The sequence below is a fragment of the Aquabacter sp. DMC10 genome (assembly GCF_056314145.1).
Window position 1 is genome coordinate 67,883 of sequence record NZ_JBQUYX010000007.1, and the last position, 18,182, is coordinate 86,064.

General features: G+C 63.2%; 15 protein-coding genes. 5 read left to right on the forward strand and 10 right to left on the reverse strand.

What is annotated here, in order from left to right:
- Positions 1-8 precede the first annotated feature (8 nt).
- The 7 genes from ACT54L_RS18285 to ACT54L_RS18315 all read right to left on the reverse strand — a co-directional run bounded on the left by ACT54L_RS18285 (position 9) and on the right by ACT54L_RS18315 (position 8,060).
- Positions 9-2,333: a N,N-dimethylformamidase beta subunit family domain-containing protein gene (locus ACT54L_RS18285; RefSeq protein WP_476087055.1), complete on the reverse strand. Its 2,325-nt coding sequence runs from the start codon at positions 2,331-2,333 to the stop codon at positions 9-11.
- The gene (locus ACT54L_RS18290) at positions 2,326-2,724 is read right to left on the reverse strand and encodes a N,N-dimethylformamidase alpha subunit family protein (RefSeq protein ID WP_476087056.1); all 399 of its coding nucleotides are present in this window, start codon (positions 2,722-2,724) and stop codon (positions 2,326-2,328) included. Before ACT54L_RS18290 ends, ACT54L_RS18285 begins: the two co-directional genes overlap by 8 nt.
- 2 nt (positions 2,725-2,726) lie before the next feature.
- Complete coding sequence (locus tag ACT54L_RS18295; protein WP_476087057.1) at positions 2,727-4,304, reverse strand: branched-chain amino acid ABC transporter permease; 1,578 nt, start codon at positions 4,302-4,304, stop codon at positions 2,727-2,729.
- Positions 4,305-4,375: 71 nt separating this feature from the next.
- The gene (locus ACT54L_RS18300; RefSeq protein ID WP_476087058.1) at positions 4,376-5,239 is read right to left on the reverse strand and encodes a branched-chain amino acid ABC transporter permease; all 864 of its coding nucleotides are present in this window, start codon (positions 5,237-5,239) and stop codon (positions 4,376-4,378) included.
- 31 nt (positions 5,240-5,270) lie between these two features.
- Positions 5,271-5,972: an ABC transporter ATP-binding protein gene (locus ACT54L_RS18305; protein WP_476087059.1), complete on the reverse strand. Its 702-nt coding sequence runs from the start codon at positions 5,970-5,972 to the stop codon at positions 5,271-5,273.
- 18 nt (positions 5,973-5,990) lie between these two features.
- Positions 5,991-6,719: an ABC transporter ATP-binding protein gene (locus ACT54L_RS18310; RefSeq protein WP_476087060.1), complete on the reverse strand. Its 729-nt coding sequence runs from the start codon at positions 6,717-6,719 to the stop codon at positions 5,991-5,993.
- 3 nt (positions 6,720-6,722) lie between these two features.
- The gene (locus ACT54L_RS18315; RefSeq protein ID WP_476087061.1) at positions 6,723-8,060 is read right to left on the reverse strand and encodes an ABC transporter substrate-binding protein; all 1,338 of its coding nucleotides are present in this window, start codon (positions 8,058-8,060) and stop codon (positions 6,723-6,725) included.
- Between the two features lie 375 nt (positions 8,061-8,435).
- Here ACT54L_RS18315 and ACT54L_RS18320 point away from each other — a divergent pair, with 375 nt between their 5' ends.
- The 3 genes from ACT54L_RS18320 to ACT54L_RS18330 are packed head-to-tail and all read left to right on the forward strand — an operon-like array spanning position 8,436 to position 11,978.
- Positions 8,436-9,194: a response regulator transcription factor gene (locus ACT54L_RS18320; protein WP_476087062.1), complete on the forward strand. Its 759-nt coding sequence runs from the start codon at positions 8,436-8,438 to the stop codon at positions 9,192-9,194.
- Positions 9,191-10,750: an ATP-binding response regulator gene (locus tag ACT54L_RS18325; RefSeq protein WP_476087063.1), complete on the forward strand. Its 1,560-nt coding sequence runs from the start codon at positions 9,191-9,193 to the stop codon at positions 10,748-10,750. The genes ACT54L_RS18320 and ACT54L_RS18325 overlap by 4 nt, the downstream gene beginning before the upstream one ends.
- 13 nt (positions 10,751-10,763) lie before the next feature.
- Positions 10,764-11,978, forward strand: a complete 1,215-nt coding sequence (locus ACT54L_RS18330) for an ABC transporter substrate-binding protein (protein WP_476087064.1) — start codon at positions 10,764-10,766, stop codon at positions 11,976-11,978.
- A gap of 341 nt (positions 11,979-12,319) precedes the next feature.
- Here the strand turns inward: ACT54L_RS18330 and ACT54L_RS18335 are convergent, their stop codons facing one another.
- Complete coding sequence (locus tag ACT54L_RS18335; RefSeq protein ID WP_476087065.1) at positions 12,320-13,321, reverse strand: TRAP transporter substrate-binding protein; 1,002 nt, start codon at positions 13,319-13,321, stop codon at positions 12,320-12,322.
- A gap of 689 nt (positions 13,322-14,010) precedes the next feature.
- Here ACT54L_RS18335 and ACT54L_RS18340 point away from each other — a divergent pair.
- Both ACT54L_RS18340 and ACT54L_RS18345 read left to right on the forward strand, forming a co-directional pair.
- Complete coding sequence (locus ACT54L_RS18340) at positions 14,011-15,138, forward strand: iron-containing alcohol dehydrogenase (RefSeq protein WP_476087295.1); 1,128 nt, start codon at positions 14,011-14,013, stop codon at positions 15,136-15,138.
- A gap of 179 nt (positions 15,139-15,317) precedes the next feature.
- Positions 15,318-16,046 (forward strand): SDR family oxidoreductase, encoded by a 729-nt coding sequence (locus tag ACT54L_RS18345; RefSeq protein ID WP_476087066.1) that lies wholly within the window; start codon positions 15,318-15,320, stop codon positions 16,044-16,046.
- A gap of 219 nt (positions 16,047-16,265) precedes the next feature.
- On the opposite strand, the gene ACT54L_RS18350 is transcribed toward ACT54L_RS18345, so the two are convergent.
- Complete coding sequence (locus ACT54L_RS18350; protein ID WP_476087067.1) at positions 16,266-17,543, reverse strand: TRAP transporter large permease; 1,278 nt, start codon at positions 17,541-17,543, stop codon at positions 16,266-16,268.
- Entirely contained in the window at positions 17,540-18,085 is a 546-nt protein-coding gene (locus ACT54L_RS18355; protein ID WP_476087068.1) for a TRAP transporter small permease, read from the reverse strand. The genes ACT54L_RS18350 and ACT54L_RS18355 overlap by 4 nt, the downstream gene beginning before the upstream one ends.
- Between the last annotated feature and the right edge of the window lie 97 nt (positions 18,086-18,182).

An 18,182-nucleotide genomic window follows, 5' to 3' on the forward strand; every position in this document is an offset into this window, starting at 1 on the left:
GGATGACATCACCGCCACTGCTTTTCCTCCAATGTCCAGCGCTGGCCAGGCAGGGCGCCGTCCTTGAGGAAGGCGTCGACCACGTTGCGCAGCACCCGCGAGGCGGTGCCTTCGTAGCCCTTGGACGGCAGCGCCTGGCCGAATGCGATCGAGCCGGAGCTGAAGACGGCGCCGTTGTTCCAGCTGGTATAGAAAATCATGTCGGCACGAATGCGGTAATCGAGCGTGCCGACCATGCCCGCATAAGCGTAGAGAATTTCCTCGGTGGCCAGAACATAATTGTCGGTGTGACCGCCGGACGAAGCGATGATCTTGGTGTGCGGCGGCGTTCCGAGCGAAAGATCGTAGCGATCAACCTCGATGCCCGCCGCGCCGCCATAGGCGAGCCCCTCATTGCCGATCAGCTCACCCTCCACCCCCTGCGTGATCCAGGACACCGTGCGATGCCAGGAATCGGGCATCCGGCGGAATGGCTCGCAGGTCTCGAAGCCTTCGGCGATCATGCCGACGCCGACGAGCTTTTGCGGGGCGCGTCCGCGATTGCGCCAAAGGCCGCTCTTCTCGCCGGTGGTCTGCAGATAATGCTCGCCGGGCTTGGCCGCCCAGGCGCGCATGCCGCTGTCGAGCTTGCGCACCTCCATGACCGCATTCTCTTCGGGGTCGAAGTTCACGCACCAATAATATCCGTTCCCCCCCATGTAGATCAGGCGGCCTCCGCTGGTTACGAAGTCCTCCTGCGCGTCCAGCATGCGCTCGGACACATATTCGGGGTGGGTGCCGGTCATCACGCATTTGTAGGGAGCGATGGCGGCGACGCCTTCCCGGTGAAGATCGAGGTCCGATATGAAGTCGCAGTCGTAATTGAAATGGTCCAGCCAGGCCACGATGGAAAGATCGGCGGGAAACTGCCAGGGAACGCCCATCCAGGAATTGCGGAACTTGGGCCGCATGTTGATGAGCGGGCGCTTGTAGGAGCTGAAGCAGACACCCGCGCCGTCCTCGAAGCTGTTGTAGGTCGAGAGCCCGTATTCGCGGTGCTCGTAGGTTTCGATCTCGACATCCGAAATGATCGGCGGTTGCCCGGTCATCGGCTGCACGATCTGGGCGTCGAAGGAGAGGGTTTCGTTGCCATAGGCCAAATAGCTGGCCAGCGGGACGAGGAAGCACAGCTTCGCCGAGGGCTTGGCGGGCCGGACGATGAAGACGATATATTCCTCGGAAATCCCCTTGCCCGGCCCCACCCGCAGGCGGATGGCATAGACGCCGCTCTTCAGGTCCGCCGGAATCTCCATGCTGTGGGTCTGCGCCCAGCCGCAATCGGTGATCGCATCGGGATGAAACTCGATGCCGCCGAATTCCTGCGGAGCCAGGCGGAAGCAATCATTCTTGCCGTTCCAGTTCCAGCCGGTCATGCCGCGCACCGGATGGTTGACGCCGCGCGTTTTCAGCTTGTACGGACCGGTCTCGACCACATCGTGGCCGATGCCGTGCTCCGTATAGCCTGCGGAGGTGTCCCAATAGGCAACAAGACCGTCGCTGGGGGGGAGTTGCCCGGATTTCACGCGGTCGAGATCCTGACGCGACAGGACCCGGCCGCTGACGAACGGCCGGTCGATCTTGCCAGCATACAGATCGGAGACGAAGTCCCCGCGCAGCACATGATTGTCCCGTGCTCCGGCGATCAGGAAGGGAATATCGTCGCGATTGGACTGGCGGAATCGCAGCCGGGTCTTGACGTGCGAAGCATAATTATAAGGTACGCTCGGGCCGATCAGGGAATTGTAGCGGTTGAGCACGCTGTCCTGATAGAGGGCCGCCTCGCCAGTCTGCGCATCATAGCTGACACCGACGAGATACCAGGCGTGACGGATGAGCGGCATTTCGGCCGTGATGTAATCGACCTCCGTGCCGTCGCCGACCCAGAATTGCAGGTAGCCGTCCGGCGTGATGCCGAGGCCGAAGCCTTCGTTGGTCAAGGTGTCCCAGCGGCCCATGATGGTCTGCCGCGTCCCCTTCTTCGGCATGGACGGCCAGATGAACGCCGCCAGGGAGAGGGAGCCGTCGAGTTTCAGCCGCCGCTCGGGGTCCTGCACGGTGAGGAAATTGCCGAGCTGGGTAAATTGCTTCTTCACCGCCCACGATCCGTTGATCGGATGCGCGATTTCTTCTTCCAGGTAACCGGGGCCATCCTGTCGGTTGTCGTCGCCGTGAATCAGCCGAACCAGCTGGGCCTGGGCGGTGTCGGCGCCGTCGCAGTTCACATGGAAGGCGATACGCTCGCCCTGCTTTACCGAGAACTGATCCGCGTATCCGAATATTTTGGTCTCAGCCATCGTTCTTATCCATGAGGTCACTGATCTTCCGCAGGAAAATCCCATGCAATCCGGCGGAGGGGTCGGCATATTCCGTAGTGTCGAGATCGACCGGGCGCTCTCCCGCCCGCGGAATATTGGTGATCCGGTACCGGCCTTCGGGTGTCAGCCGCAGGGCATACTGCTCTTCAAGGGGCAGGTTCTTGAAGTAAAAAAGAAGAAGCCCGAGAGCTTCGCTGCGATGCTGGGCGTGCGGCCGGCGACGGTGCTCCTCGATCAGCGCGTCGTTGATGACGGAGCGCAGGTACTGCCTCGTCTTGCGGTCGAAATAGGAGCGGACGTTACGTCCCGCATCCCGCGGATGAGCGATCTCTTCATCAGTAGATCGGAGTGTTTTGTCGAATTCACTCACGGTCAGCTCTCCATGAGATCGTGAATGCGGCGCACGAAGATTGCGTGGTAGCCCTCGCCGATGGAATCGTATTCGCGATCCTCCACCACACGGGGCGAGACGCCGCGCTCGCCCGAGAAGGCGATGATCTTGTAGCGGCCGCTGGCGGCATTGCGATGTAGCGCGTATTTATCATCCATCGGGGCGCGGCGGAAATACATGAGGAGCCTTTCCAGCGCGGCGCTATGCTGGCCGAGCGGCTGGCGGCGGTGCTCCTCGACGATTTCAGGACAGATGAGCGTCTTCAGGTAATCGCGCTGCATCTTGTCGAAGCGCCGGAAGTAGAGGACATCCTTATTGTCCTGCTCGGTCGCCTCTTCAGGCAAAGCCTCGCCGCCCTTTTCGGCGCGCATGGAGCGCCACTCGCCGCGTTTCTTGTCGCGCCAGGCGTTGAACTGCTTTTTGATGCCGAAATAGCCGTTGTTGAGGAACAGCACCACGCCGAGCATGATGGTGCCGATCAGGAACATGCGCATGGGGCCAAGGCCGATCAGCACCTTGTCCAGGAAGATCACCACCAGCGTGCCGAGGATCGCCCCTTCCGCCTTGCCGATCCCGCCGATCGTCACCATCGCCAGTCCAAGCAGGACCGTGTCGAAGCTGAAGATGGAAAAGGCGGTGCCGCCATAAAGCGTGGCGTAGAAACCGCCGATGAAGCCGAGCGCAGCGGATGTGGCGACGAAGATGGTCACGCGCGCCCTGCGGTAATCGACGCCACAGGCCGCCGCGAATGCCTCGCGCTTCTCAGGCGCCATGCGCAGGATGCGGCCGAGACGCTTGCCGTTGATGAAGCGGAACAGGAACAGCGTCGCGATCAGCAGCAGGAAGGCGCTGTAATAGGACAGCAGCGACTGCGCATCCGGCGACCAGCTTTTCGGCAGGAAGCTGTCGGCGCCGTAAAGACCACCGGAAGCCGAGCCGAATTGCTTCGATGTGGTGAAGAACACCCGGCAAAGCTCGTTCAGGCCGAGAGTGAGGAGTGCATAATAGAAGCCGTCCAGCCGGAGCGCCGGAAAGGCGATGATGCCGCCCATCACGAGGCCGAGCACCGCGCCGATCGCCGGCAGCGTGTACCAGGGCAGGCCCAATTGGATGGACATATAGGTGGTGGCGAAGGCGGAGACGCCGACCACCGCATAGGTCGCCAGCGAGAAGATGCTGGCGGTGCCGATGATGAGGGTCCAGCACACGTTGATGGCGGCGAAAACGCCGAAGATCGTGCCCGCCGAAAGCATCGTGTTGTACATCGAGGCTGGGAACAGCGCCGGCCCGAGCGCCAGCAGAAGCAGGCAGAGGGCCCAGTAGATGGGCCGCCTGTCCAGTATCTTCTTCTCCGCCGCCAAGGTTTTGCGGTTGTAGAGCCCACGGATGTGCAGGAGCGTGCGGCGGGTCGGCCACCAGCGCAGGCGCGTCCACATCCTTTCGCCGTGGCTAGGCCAGACGATATAGTGCTTGAGGCGCCCCACCTTGTAGGTCTTCGCCTTGAAGTGTGTGTTGGCGTCCCAGACGTCGCCGGCATCGGGCGGCTGGACCGAGGGCATCTCTTTGGTTTCCGCGCCCCACGGCGCGAGCGGATTGTGCCAGACGACAGGGGTCAGGGCTTTTTGTTCCGTCATTGTTCGCGGGCCTTGTCGAGGAGACCGGAAATGCCGCGGGGGCGGACGATCAGGATCATGATGATGACCAGGAACTGGGTGATGAGCACATATTGGCCGCCGAGATAGCGGGAGGTCGCCGCTTCCGTGGCGCCGAGGATGAAGGCGGCGATGACAGCGCCCTGCACCGAGCCGAGCCCGCCGCACAGCGCGATGGACACGCCCTTGATGAGCGGCGTCAGGCCGCTGAAGGGGGCGATGTAATAGGTCTGCGACAGCAGCACGGACGCCAGCCCCGCCATGGCCCCGGTCAGCGCCATCACATAGATGCCGGTCGAGCGGATGCCGATGCCGACGATGGAGGCGGCGTGCGGATTCATCATCATCGCCCGGATTTCCAGGCCGCGCCGGCTGCCTTTCATCCATGAGACGACGAAGGCGAGCATCAGCATCGCGCAGACGACGATGCCGATCTTGTCGGACGTTACGATGGTCGAGCCGATGGCCACCTGCCAGTCACCGAACAGTTCCGGCAGAGATTTCGCGCGCGGGCCGAACTGCATCAGGAGGGCCTGGGACCCGATGAGGCTGACGGCCAGTGTCCCGATCATGCCGCGCGTGGTGAAGTTTGGCTTGTCGTGCAGCGGAATGAAGACGGCAAGGCAGATGAGAACGCCACAGAGCGCCCCGCCGAGAATGGCGGCGGCGGCGATGACCAGGGGAAATTCGGAGACATATTGGGCGGTGAGCCACGCGCAATAGCCTGCGAAGGAGAAGACGAAGCCATAGCCCAGATTGATGAGGCCGAGGCTCGACCAGGTGATCGAGACCGCAACCGCGATGAGGCCGTAGATGGCCGCGATCGTGACTGCGTTGATCAAGATGAAGCTGATTTCCATTGTGAGATACCGTTCAGCCGATCCCGAGCGCGGTCGATGCCTCGCCTTTCAGTTTGCCGGCGTGCATGCCGATGCAGCGATCGACCCGGCCGTCGAGCAGGGCGACGTTTTGCTCCGCGATGAACATGGCGCTGTCCTTGAGGTCGATGGAGAAGAGGGCCTCCATCACCCGCTGGCCGATCTTCGGCGCGAGGCCGAGCGAGGGCTCGTCGACGAGGTAGAGCCTGGCGTCCGTCATCAGCCCGCGGCCGATGGAGACCATCCGCCGCTCGCCGCCCGAGAGGCGCCCCACGGGCGATTTCAGCAAGGGCCGCAAGGGCTCGAAAAGGTCGAGCACCCGCTCCTTGCGGGCCTTGCGGTCGCGCCACGCCTCGGGCGTGAAGGCCCCGGAATCCAGATGTTCCTCCACCGTGAGGCCGGTGAAGATCTCGTCGCCCTGGGGCATCAGGGCCAGACCCAGGCGCACGATCTGGTGCGTATAGCGCCCCGGCCCCTGGCTGCGCGTGCGCCCGATCTCGACGCCGTTGAGCTGGATCGAGCCGCGCTGCCAGCCGGTCAGGCCGGCGATGGCGTAGATCAGTGTCGTCTTTCCATGGCCGTTGAGGCCGACGATGCCGAGCCGCTCGCCGGGCCGGATGACGAGATCGAGGTCATGGATGACCCGAAGCGGACCGTAGCCGGCGGAAAGGCCGCGTATGTTGAGAACATCTTTCATGGCGTTCCCTCGGCCCGCTCAGTGCGCTTCAAAATAGGCGGCGCGCACGGCTGGGCTGTCGATGATGTCGGCAAGCTTGCCCTCGGCGATGACCTCGCCGGCATCCATCACGATCACCCGGTCGGCGATGGAGTCGAGCAGCTCCATGCGGTGCTCCACGATCAGCACCGCGACTTCCAGCTCCTTCGAGAGCATGCGGAGAATCTGGTCGATCTCGTCGATCTCCGCATTGATGAGCCCGGCGGCGGGCTCATCCATCAAAAGCACCTTGGGCCGGCGCATCAGGATGTTGGCAAGAAGAAGCTTGCGCCGTTCAAAGGTCTTGAGCTGCGCATTCGGCTTGTCGTGGGACACGCGGAAATGGACGAGATTGGAGCTGTATTCGGCATCGAAGCGGGTCAGGTAGGGCCTGTAGGCTTGCCGGGCCGCCTTGAACGTCTCTCCCACCGTCAGGTCCTCGCAGACGATGGGCGTCTGGTAGGTCCGGCCGATGCCGAGGCGGGCACGCGCGAACAGCGGCAGGCCGGTGATGTCCCGGCCCTCATAGAGGACGCGGCCGGCCTTCGGCCGGTAGCGGCCGGAGAGGATTTCGAGCAGGCTGGTCTTGCCTGCCCCGTTCGGCCCGATGATGCCCAGCACCTCGCCGGGCCGCAGTTCAAAGCCGATGCTGCGCAGCACCTCCCGCCCACCAAGGTCGAGCGAGAGGCTTTCCGCCGTGAAAAGAGGGGCGTCGTTCGGGCGCGCCATCGCCTAGTTCCACCAGGGCGCGCGGCGCAGCGAGGATTCGGCGATCTGGGTGGGCCAGATGATCTTGTGCGCGCCCCCTTGAACCTGCACGAAGAGCTGCGACATGCCCTTTTCCAGTTCGGACGCCTGATTTCCAAAGCCGTTGTCGGGGAAATGCAGGGCCTCCTGGAGGTCGTTGCGCATGTCCATCATCCCGCAGACGCCGCGATAGGGGTTGTTCCTGATCCAGGCGACGTTGGCGGCGAAATCTTCCGGCTTGCCGGTCGCCTCCCAGGCAAGCTTCAAATATTGGATGATGTCGTAGCCGTTGCCGGTATAGACGAGGCCCATGTTGTTCTTGAATTCGGGGTAGCGGGCCATGTACGCCTTGCGGAACGCCTGCCCGCGCTCGTCACCATAGACGCCCAGCGTCGTCGCCCAGCAGAAACCTTCGGTGGAGCGTCCCCCCAGTTCCAGGAATTCGGGCTGCGATGGACCGTATTGGAGATAGACGAGCGCGTTGGGGACGGGGTTGGCGCGGAACTGTTTACAGAAGGCCGCATATTCGGCGGCCACCCAGTGGTCGATCATGATCGCGCCGGCATCGACTTCCTTCAGGCGCCGGATCACGGGGCTCCAGTCATTCACCGGGTACTGGATATCGGTCACCTCAGCGAGTTCGAAGTCATATTTCGGAATGGCCTCGCGCATCGCTCGTAGGATGGTCTGGTTGTAGCCGACCTGCTCCGCGACCACATGGATCTTGCGGTTCTTCGGCTTCCAGGCGCCGGACTGCTCCATGGCCGTGAGCCAGAGCGGATAGGTCCAGCCGTAGTTCACTTCGGCCGGGCACGTCTGAAGGACGTGGCTGTATTTCACCGGATCGGCTCGATACGCCTCGGTGGGCAGGCGCTGCGCATTGCCGTTGAGGTAGGGGCATTTGTACTTAGCGGATTCGTCTAGCGCGGGAATGGGCGCGAAAAGGAAGGAGTTGGAGATCGCCATGACCTTCTTGTCGATGCAGGCGGCGATGGCCTGGCGGCAACTCTCCGGCGAGAGCTTGTCGACATCGGGAACGAACAAGTCGATCTCGCGCCCCAGGACGCCCCCGGCCGCATTGATCTGCTCGACGGCGAGCTTGGTGCCGTTGAGATGGTCGGTGTCATCCGCCACGCCGTAGGGCGTCGAGAGGGAGGACGGCACCCCCACCAGGATCTTGTCAGGCAGGTTCTTGGACAGGGCCGGCGCCGCAAGGCCAACCATCGAAGCGCCGGCAATGGCCAGCTTCAAGGCATCGCGCCGCGTCACGGACGACAGAGTCGTCGGTGACATCGCCGAGGCGAAATCACGGTTCGTCGTCATGGGTTCTCTCCGGAAGGGCGCGCGGCGCCCCGAAGGCTCTGGTTGGATATTATCGTTATGTCTAGATTTTTGTGCTGTCTTCCATATCAAGCTAGACAGTCCGGGATATTCGCGTCAATGATTTTTTCTGGAAATGCGAGCGACGGCCGATCCTCAATGTCTAGATGAAACGATCATATTTGGAGGCGCAGTGCGTATGACCAATAAACGCGCAAGTGCCGAAAATTTGCCTGGGAATGCTGGCGACGAATCGGGCATTTCTGCTAGAAATGGAGAAGGGGGCGTAGCGCGCCGCGTCTACCGCTGCATCGGACGCGGCACATCCGTGCGGCTTTCCGCGCGTTCTGCCAGAATGGCGAAAATGTCAGGGTTTCCATGAGCGTGCCCGCTTCGATCAAGTTCGAGCCCAACACTCCCGGCTCCGCCATCTCCATCCTGATCGCTGACGATCACTGGGTGGTTCGGGAATCCCTCAAGCACGTCGCGCGGGGGCTTTGTGGCGGCGAGATCGAGGAAGCGTCCAACCTGGACGAGGCCCTGGCGGCGCTGGCCCGGAACCCCACCATCGGCCTGGTGCTGATCGATCTCATCATGCCCGGCGCGAAGGAATTTGAGGGCGTGCAGGAATTGCGCAGCCGGTTCCCCGCCGTTCCGGTGGTCATCGTTTCGGTGCATGAGGACCCCGAGCACGTGCTGGAGGCGATCCGGCACGGCGTGGTCGGCTATATTCCCAAATCCTCCGGCGCAGGGCAGGTGAGGCAGGCGCTGGAGCGCGTGCTGGCCGGAGAAGTCAGCTTTCCCCGTGACATCCTCACGCGCGCCCACGTCGCCCGCACCCCGGTCGCTCCGACGAAGGAAAGCCTGTCCTCGGGCGCCCCGCAGGTGCCGTCCGACCCCCGATCCAGCGCGGAGGCTTTCCAGCACCTCACCCGCCGCGAAATCGAGGTCCTCGTCGCGCTCAGCCGCGGTGAGGCTCTGCACGACATCGCCGACACGCTGGCGATCAGCCGCCAGACGGTGCGCGTGCACCTCGGCAACGCCATGAAGAAGCTCGGCATTGCGGCACGCGAGGCGGTCATCCGGCTGGCGGTGGAACAAGCCACCGAACTGCAGCGGGCGCTTGACACAAAATGAGCCCCCCGGACGGATCGAGCCCGCGGCAGGACGTTCCCGGTGCCGAACTGGAGAGGTTGAGGACACAGGCCTTCTGGAGCCTGGGCTTTGGGCTGGCGATCTGGAACGGCAAGGGCGAGATCGTCGATGCCAACCCGGCCTTTCAGCGCCGCTTCGCCTTTCTGCCGCCGCCGGGGCGGTGGCGCGACCTGTCCCAGCGGGCCCTTCTGGATGCGCTCAACGCCTCTGGAATGCTCGTGCACGCGCTGGCGCCCCCCGCCGAGGGCGACCTTTTCCCGCTCGCGGGCCGCTCTCTCACCTTTACCGACGGCCAGGTTCTCAAGGTGGAGAGCTGGCCGATGCCGCAGACCGGCGTGGTGACCCTTTTCGGTGATATTTCCGAAGCATGGCTGTCGCAGCAGGCGCTCGAGCGGGCGCGTGACAGGGCGGCTGCCGCCGATCAGAGCAAGTCGCGTTTCCTGCGCGCCGCCAATCACGACCTGCGCCAGCCGCTCGCGTCCCTGAAATTGCTGATCTATTCCTGCATGGCGGCGGAAACTGAAAAGGAGCGCGCCGAAGCGCTCCACGCCATGGATGTCTCCGTCTCGATCATGGAGGATCTGCTGGGGGCGTTGCTCAACATTGGGCAGCTCGACGCCGGGAAGGTGCTCCCTCGCATCCAGACCTTCCAGCTATCAACCGTACTGGAGCGGCTACGCATTCAGTTTAGCCACCTGGCGAAGGAAAAAGGTCTCGACCTGCGCATTCTGCCGTCGCGCTCGGCGGTGGAAAGCGATCGGGCGCTGCTGGAGCGGATACTGTCCAATTTCATCGGCAACGCCATCAATTACACGGATGTGGGGCGCATCCTGGTGGGGTGCCGGCGGCATGGAAGGTTTCTGCGGATCGAAGTGCACGACACCGGCCGCGGCATCGCCCCTGAGCACCAGGAAGCCATTTTCGAGGAATTCTTCAGGGTGCCGGAGCGGCAGACGACCCGCCATAATCTTGGGCTCGGCCTCAACATCTCCCGCCGCCTCGCGGAGGTCCTCGGTCATCGCATCACGGTCAGGTCTCAGCTCGGGAAGGGGTCGATCTTCGCGCTCGACGTCCCGATGGGTGATGTCTGGCATTCCTCGGTCGGCGAGGCGGAGATCAGCGAGCGGGTCGGGGGAGAATTCGCCGGCTTGAGCTGCGTGGTCGTCGAAGATGATATGCATCTGCGGGATGCGCTGACGACCCTGCTAAAGCGATGGGGCATGGAGACCTATGTGCTTGATGCCTTCAATGATATAGCGGTCTCGATCGCAGACCTTCCGCGTCCTCCCGACATCATCATTACGGATTTCCGCCTGCGGGGAGACCTGCGTGGCACGGAAGTGGTCCATCGGATCAACGATCTGCTCGAACTGCCGTGTCCAGCCGTGGTCATTACCGCAGACACCGGGCCGGAACTGATCGATGAGATCCGCAGTCAGGGGTTTCCGGTGCTGATAAAGCCGGTCAGCCCGCCGGGCCTTCGCGTCATCATGCACAATATCCTGTTTGAACCAGAGCTCGTGCCGGAACTTTCATGAGCACTCTGCCGCTATGAGCGATACCACAATCCCCATCGGCGGCATGGTGCCGTTGACCGGCACCGCCGCGAGCGATGGCCGGGAGTTCAGCAACGGGATCACCCTCGCCTGCGAGGAGATAAACCGCCGCGGCGGCATCCTCGGGCGCCATCTCGCCCCTATCCTGGTCGACACCGGCAACCAGACCGCCGCCGAAACCGTGCGGGCGGCGCGTCAACTGATTTCCAAGGGCGTGCACGCCATCTTTGCCGGCTATAACATCGGCGCGCAGAATTCTGAATACGAGCCGGTCGCCGACGCCGGCATCATCTATATTCATCATAATACCCTGCTGCAGCATCACGACACCGTCATGAGCGACCCGGATCGTTACTTCGGGTGCTTCATGGCGGACCCTGCGGAATACTGGTATGGTCAGGGCTTCATCAAGTTTCTGTCGTGGCTGCGCGGCTGCGGGCAGTGGCAGCCGGCGAGCAACCGCATCGCCATCGTCTCCGGCCCGAAGCCCTACAGCATCGTCATTGCCAATGCGATGATGCAGGCGGCGGAGGAGTTCGGCTGGAGCCCCGTCTTCCGCCCGAGAATCCTGCGGCGCCTGCCCGCCGACTGGCGTCCCCTGCTGGACGAAATCCGCGCCGCGGACCCCGCGGTTCTCGCCATGACGCATTTCCATTCGGGCGATCTCGCCCGCTTCCATCTGCAGTTCATGAGCGACCCGCTGCCGGCCCTGCTTTATCTGCAATACGGCGCCCTGCACCGCACCTTTTTCGAACTCGTCGGCGAAAAGGCGCGCGGGACGATCGTCGGGACGGTGGTGGGCCTCCTGCGCGACGACATGGGATGGAGCTTTTTCAAGCGCTACAAGGCGCGCTTTGGAGCGTCGGCGACGCCGGAGATCGGCTGCCAGACCTATAACGCGCTCCACCATTATGCCATTGCCGCGGCCGTCGCGGGCGGAACCGCCGGAGGGGCCGGCGCGCACGAGCAGAACCGGCGGATCGCCGACATCTTGCTGTCCTTGCCCTATCGGGGGGTGTCGGGCACCATCCGCTATCATCCCCAGTGGCAGGCCGCCATGCCCTATCCGGACCTGACGCGCGATCCTTCCATGGGCCTGCCCCACTTGTTCTACCAGCTTCGTGGCCCGGATGACCCGCCGGCGCTCATCGCGCCCGAGCCGTTCTGCGACTCGTCCTTCAAGCTGCCACCGTGGTTTCACACGAATTGAAATTGTCGCGCTGCGACGCCATCTTCTCCATGCCTCAGCCTTCTCCATGCCTCAGCGCTGCCTGCTCGCGCCTCAGTGAGGGCAGCGCCACGTCCGGTTGCCGCCCCCAGCGATACGGAAAACCACCCCTCGACCACCTGCGTGCCACCAAGAGCGCCACGCTTTTGGAACAAAGGCTTCGGCCCCTCTCTTGCTCCACTGACGCCGCGAACCCGCTTGCGGGTAAGGCCGCTCCAGGGCGCCTCCATCGCGTCGATGGCGGTGCGGTCTGATGGTCCGCGCTCCGGCTGGCTCTGCGCAGCGGCGCCGGGGCCGGTGAACCGGCTCCGGCACCACAGATGTCATCCTTTCGGCTTGGCACCGGCGGCCATGGCGGCGCGCGCTTGCTCGACAAGGTCGAGCCCGATCTTCTGGCTGTACTCTGTCACCACAGGTGCAACGCGTTCGCTCATGGTTGCCAGCGCTTCAGGCGTGGGGCGGGTAATCTTGAAGCCCTTCGCCTGGAGCTCGCCCTCCAGCTGTTCTGCCGCCTTGCGCGAAAGGTCCCGTTGGAAGGCGGCCGATTCCTTGGCCGCTTCTATGACCGACGCCTTGTCCTTGTCGGAAAGACTTCCAAACCATTTGCGGCTGGCAAGAAGAACAAACGGCGTATAGACGTGCCCGGTCTTGGCGAGGTAGCTCTGCACCTCATAGAGCCGTGCGGTGTAGATCAGGGCGTAGGGCGATTCCTGAGCGTCGACGGCGCGATTTTCCAGGGCGCTGTAAAGTTCTGGCCAAGGAAGGGGCGTCGGATTTGTCCCGAGGGCCTTCCAGGTTGCGATAAACAGCGGATTAGGTATGACCCGGATATTGAGCCCTGCCATATCCTGCACTGTGTTGACGGGACGTTTGGCGTTGGTCATGTGACGGAAGCCGTTGTCCCACCAGGCCAGCCCCACGATACCGGTCTTTTCCTTCAGTTGTGCAAACAGCTTTTCGCCGACCGCGCCATCCATCACGGCATCTGCCGCGGCAAAGTCCTTATAGAAGAACGGAAGGTCGAAGATCATGAACTGGGGGACGACGCCAACCAGATTGGGCGTCGGGCCCACCATGATGTCGATGAAACCGGCCTGAACCGAGGCCTGCATTTCGGGCTCGCTTCCGAGCAGGCCATTGCCGAATGTATCGATCTTGATGCGGCCGCCGGTCTTCTCCGCCACCAGCTTCGCGAAATGGCGTGAAGCTTGCCCAACCGGATGATCGTCGACTGGCACATATCCCAGGCGCGGATTTTGAGCCATGGCCGGAGCATTGGCCAGGAGAACGCCCAGAAGTGCTGCCGTCAGAATCTTTATTTTCATAGCTTTACCTCCCACTGGATTTTTTCTTAAAGTTCAAAAGGGCCGAAACTGTCGTCAAGACGGGAGCGTGGCAGTTGCTTGGACACATCGGCCAAGAAGATCTGCACCGCGTCTTCTCCGCTGACGTGAAGAGCCCGTTCGCTGTCATGGCCTCCCCGTTTGAAGATGGCGCCGACGGTCGTGTCATCCGCCCGTCCGAATTGGCGATGGGCGTCACGCCGGACCACATTGGCCGACGCTCTCCTCCACCGCCAAGGTCGCTAAACCCATGGCCCGCCCGTGCGAGAACCGGCCGCCGTCAAGATCACGCCAAGTATCCCTCGGCCCTGACCCAAGCCGATAATCGATGACCACAATGTGGGCATAATGTCCAATATGATATTTTGGTCAGACAGAGGCCCGATTGTCAACGCGTCCTCGCCGCCTCTTAGACTTGGGGCCGGCTGCCTTAGGGGGCAGCGAGTGCTGGCCGGCCGCAGCGCGAAGGGGCCGGGGGATCGCCGCAAGCCGGAGGCGGTGGCTTGACAAGGCCAGACTTCCCCATGCATTTTTATGGACATCATGTCCATATAATGGGCAGAAAGCGCTGATCGTCGTACGTTCGTATGCGTCGGCTCAACACCGCCATGCCGTATGCAGCGATGGCTGTAGCGATGCAGGTGGGCGGACTATCAGGGGAGGGCGGCAGCGTGCATACCATAACCTACCTTACAAACATCAGTTTTGGGCTGGGGGCGTCGGATACGCTGTCGGAAACCCTGCGCGAACTCGGCATATCCCGCCCGCTGGTCATCAGCGACCACGGCATCAAGGCGGCCGGCCTGCTCGACCGCCCCGGCTTTGCCTTCCTGAGTTCGGCGCCCGCCTTCCTGGATGTTCCCACCAACCCCACGGAAAGCGCCGTTGCGGCTGGTCTTGACCTGTACCGGCAAGGCGGCTGCGATGGCGTCGTGGCCATCGGCGGGGGATCGCCCATTGACCTCGCCAAGGGCGTGGCGCTGCTCGCCACCCATGACGGCGAACTGGAGCGCTATGCGGCCATTCTGGGCGGCGTCGCCCGCATCACCAGCGCAGTTGCGCCGCTCGTGGCCATCCCGACCACGGCTGGCACGGGCTCCGAAGTGGGGCGAGCGGCGCTGATTACGCTGGATGACGGCCGAAAGCTCGGCTTCATCAGCCCATTCCTGATCCCCCGCAGGGCGATCTGTGACCCCGCCCTGACACTGGGTCTGCCTGCGGGCCTGACGGCCTCCACGGGTCTCGACGCGCTGTCGCACTGCATCGAAACCTACCTGTCGCCCCGCTTCAACCCGCCCGCCGAGGCGATCGCCACCGATGGCTTCACGCGCATCTGGAAGGCGTTGCCTGTTGCCTATGCCGATGGCGGGAACGTGGAGGCGCGGACCGAGCTTATGATGGGCGCCCTGGAAGGCGGCCTGACCTTCCAGAAGGGACTGGGCGCCGTCCATGCGCTGAGCCATGCCCTGGGCGGGCTCAAGGAGGCCAAGCTGCATCATGGAACGCTCAACGCCATCCTGATGCCGACCGTCCTTCGCTGGAATGTGGAAGTCGAGGCCGTGGCCGAGAAGGTCCGCCACCTCGAAGGCCTGGCGGGGCTTGAAGCCACAACCCTGGCAGACGCGCTGGACGATCTGAACCGTCGTTTGAACATCACACCGAAACTGTCCGAGCTTGGGGTGCCGCGCCACGTCATCGATTGGGTGTGTGAGCGTGCCCTTGCAGACCACAGTCATCCGACCAATCCGCGGTCCTTGTCCAAGGAAGACTATGCCGCGATCCTCGAGGCCGTTTTCTAGAGCGCGATCCACTCAGATTGAAACAATCTGAGTGGTGAATCGCCCTCTATCACTTTGAAAAGAGACGGATTCACCAACCATCGGGTCGCATGACGATCCAGTGTGATCGGATCCGGCTCTAAGCCGAGAACGCCCCGGACAAGGACCGAGGAGGCAGTCCCGTGAGACCGATCCTAATCGTGACGGGCGCAAGCCACGGCATCGGTGCCGCAACGGCCCGGCTGTTCGCCGCCGAGGGATACGATGTTTGCATCAACTATCTCTCGGACAGCGCCGCCGCGTCCGAAGTCGTCGCGGCGTGCAGGGCCGTGGGCGCTCGGGCCATTGCTGTCCAGGGCGACGTGGGCAAGAGAGAGGACATAAAGGCGCTGTTCAGAGCCTGCGACGAGGATCTCGGAAGAGTGACCTGCCTCGTCAACAATGCCGGGATCATCGGGACGGCCGGACGAATTGAAGACCTGCGGCCTGAGGTGCTGGAAACCGCCTTCCGGATCAACGTCTTCGGCGTCATGTACGGCATCCAGGAGGCCGTGGCGCGCATGTCCACGCGCAAGGGAGGCGCAGGCGGGACGATCGTGAACATGTCGTCCCTGGCCGCCGCCCTCGGCAGCCCCAACGAATATGTCCACTATGCCGCCACCAAGGGGGCCGTGGAATCCATCACCTTCGGCGCGGGCAAGGAGCTGGCGCCGGAGGGCATCCGTGTCAACGCCATCCGCGTCGGGACCACCAACACGCGGATCCATACGCACGGGGGCAATCCCGAGCGCCCGGCGCGGATTGCCGCGATCACGCCCATGGGGCGCATCGCGGAGCCGGAGGACATCGCGCGCTCAGCCCTAATGCTCGCATCTCCCGGCTCGGGGTTCATGACGGGCACCTTGATCACGGTCGCCGGCGGGCTGTAACGCGCGCCGGCGCGAGGTGACAGGGGGGGGCAGGGGGCGGTGCTGCCATTGGGTTGACCCTCCCCCCACAACTCCCGCGTCAGGGGGCTGCCGCCGTCCCCGTCCCGCCTCCCCGAGGGCCGTCAGGGATGGGCACTTCAACGCCTGGAGCCTGATAGAGAACGTTGCCGATCTGATGCGATGGCATCAGATCGGCACGTGCTCTCGTCGGTTCGACCCTCAGTGGAGCCAGCTCGCTGGCGTGGTCACCAGGGCCGGGAACAGAACCAGCAGCAAAATGAGCAGCATCTGGGCCACAAGGTAGGGCATGGCGCCCTTCGTTGCCGCCTCCATGGAAACGCCGCTGATCCCGCACACCGTGTTCAGGACTGTCCCGACCGGAGGTGTGATCAGGCCGACCGCGTTGACCATCATGAAGATGACCCCGAAGTAAACCGGGTCGATCCCGGCCGCCTTGACCAACGGCATGAGGATGGGCGCCAGGATGGTGATGGAGGGTGCAAAGTCGAGCGCCGTGCCGACGATGAAGACCGCGATGACGATCATACCCATCAGCAGGATCGGCGAGGCGATGAAGGGTTGGAGGGTGCTGACGAGCTGGGCCGGCATGTTGGAGATGGTCAGCATGAAGCCGGAGATCGCGGAGGCGGCCACCAGCAGCATGATGACCGCCGTCAGGCGCCCGGCTGCCAGCAGGGAGTCATAGAGCGCCCGCGGTGTCAGCTCGCGATAGACAAACAGCCCCACGAACAAGGCATAGGCGGCGGCAACAACGCCGGCCTCCGTGGGTGTGAACAGGCCGAACCGCAGTCCCGCAAGAATGATGACCGGCATCATCAACGCCCAGCCGGCGGTCATGATGGTTTTGGGAAGATCCCGGCGCGGCAGTTTGAGGCGAACCGTCGCCGTCTCCTTTTTGGAGAGGAACCACCAGGCGACCATGAGGCTGAGCCCCATCATCACCCCTGGCACGATCCCGGCGAAGAACAGGCCGACGATGGAAATGTTTGCGGTGACACCCAGGATGATGAACCCCACCGATGGCGGGATGACGGGAGCGATAATGCCCGTCGCCGCCATCAGGCCGGAGGCGCGACCCATGTGGTAGCCGCCATCCCGCATGAGCGGGACGAGCATCACCGCAAGCGTCGCGGTATCCGCGATGGCCGAGCCGGAGACGCTGGCAAGGATCAGGCCCGTGCCGATGACCACGTAGCCAAGGCCACCCCGGATGTGACCGACGAGCGCCAATGCCACGTTCACGATGCGGCGGGAGAGGCCGCCGGCGTTCATGAGTTCGCCGGCGATGAGAAAGAAGGGGATCGCCATCAGCGGATAGCTGTCCGCGCCATTGACCAGGCGTTGCGCCAGGATGTTGGCATCCAGGTTGCCCATCAGGAGCATCATCGCAACGCCCGACAGCATCAGGGCGAAGGCAATGGGAATGCCGATGCCCATGGCAGCCAGGAGGGAAACGATAAAGACCACGCCGCTCATGGTGTTTCCTCCGAAGCGCGCGCCGGGAGCACGATCGGTAGCGGCTCAACATGCTCCACGCCCGACCAGGGGGCTGGCAGGATGCCGCGCAACGCGCGCCAAAGATCAAGAAGGAGAACGAGCGCCATCAGGATCGCGGCGACGAACCCCGCGGCATAGATGGCACCGACGGGAATCCCTGACAGTGCCTGGACATTGTCCCACTCAATGACAGTGAGCGACCAACTGCCTTCTCCCAAGAGCCAGCAGCACCAAAGCATCAAGCCGTAGGAGAGAAGAAAGCAGACGAAACGCGCCCGTCGCGGCAGGCGGACCACCAGGGACTCGACGCCGAGATGCGCGCCCTTGGCCAGAGCCACCACGGACCCCATGAAGATGACCCAGACGAGGATGACGCGGGACACCTCAACGGCAAACGGAATGCCTGAGCTGAAGCCATAGCGCAGGACAACGTTTGTAAAGATCAGGAGGCTGATGATCGCCATCCCGATGACGACGAAGACGTCAAACGCTTTGAATAGCCAATGCAACGCTGAAGACATGGCCGCTCACAAAGGTTGTGCGCGCATGCGACGTTCGCCGCACTTCACCGAGGGGCCGGAGGTTTTGAGCCGAGCACGTCCAGCAGGCTGGGTGGGC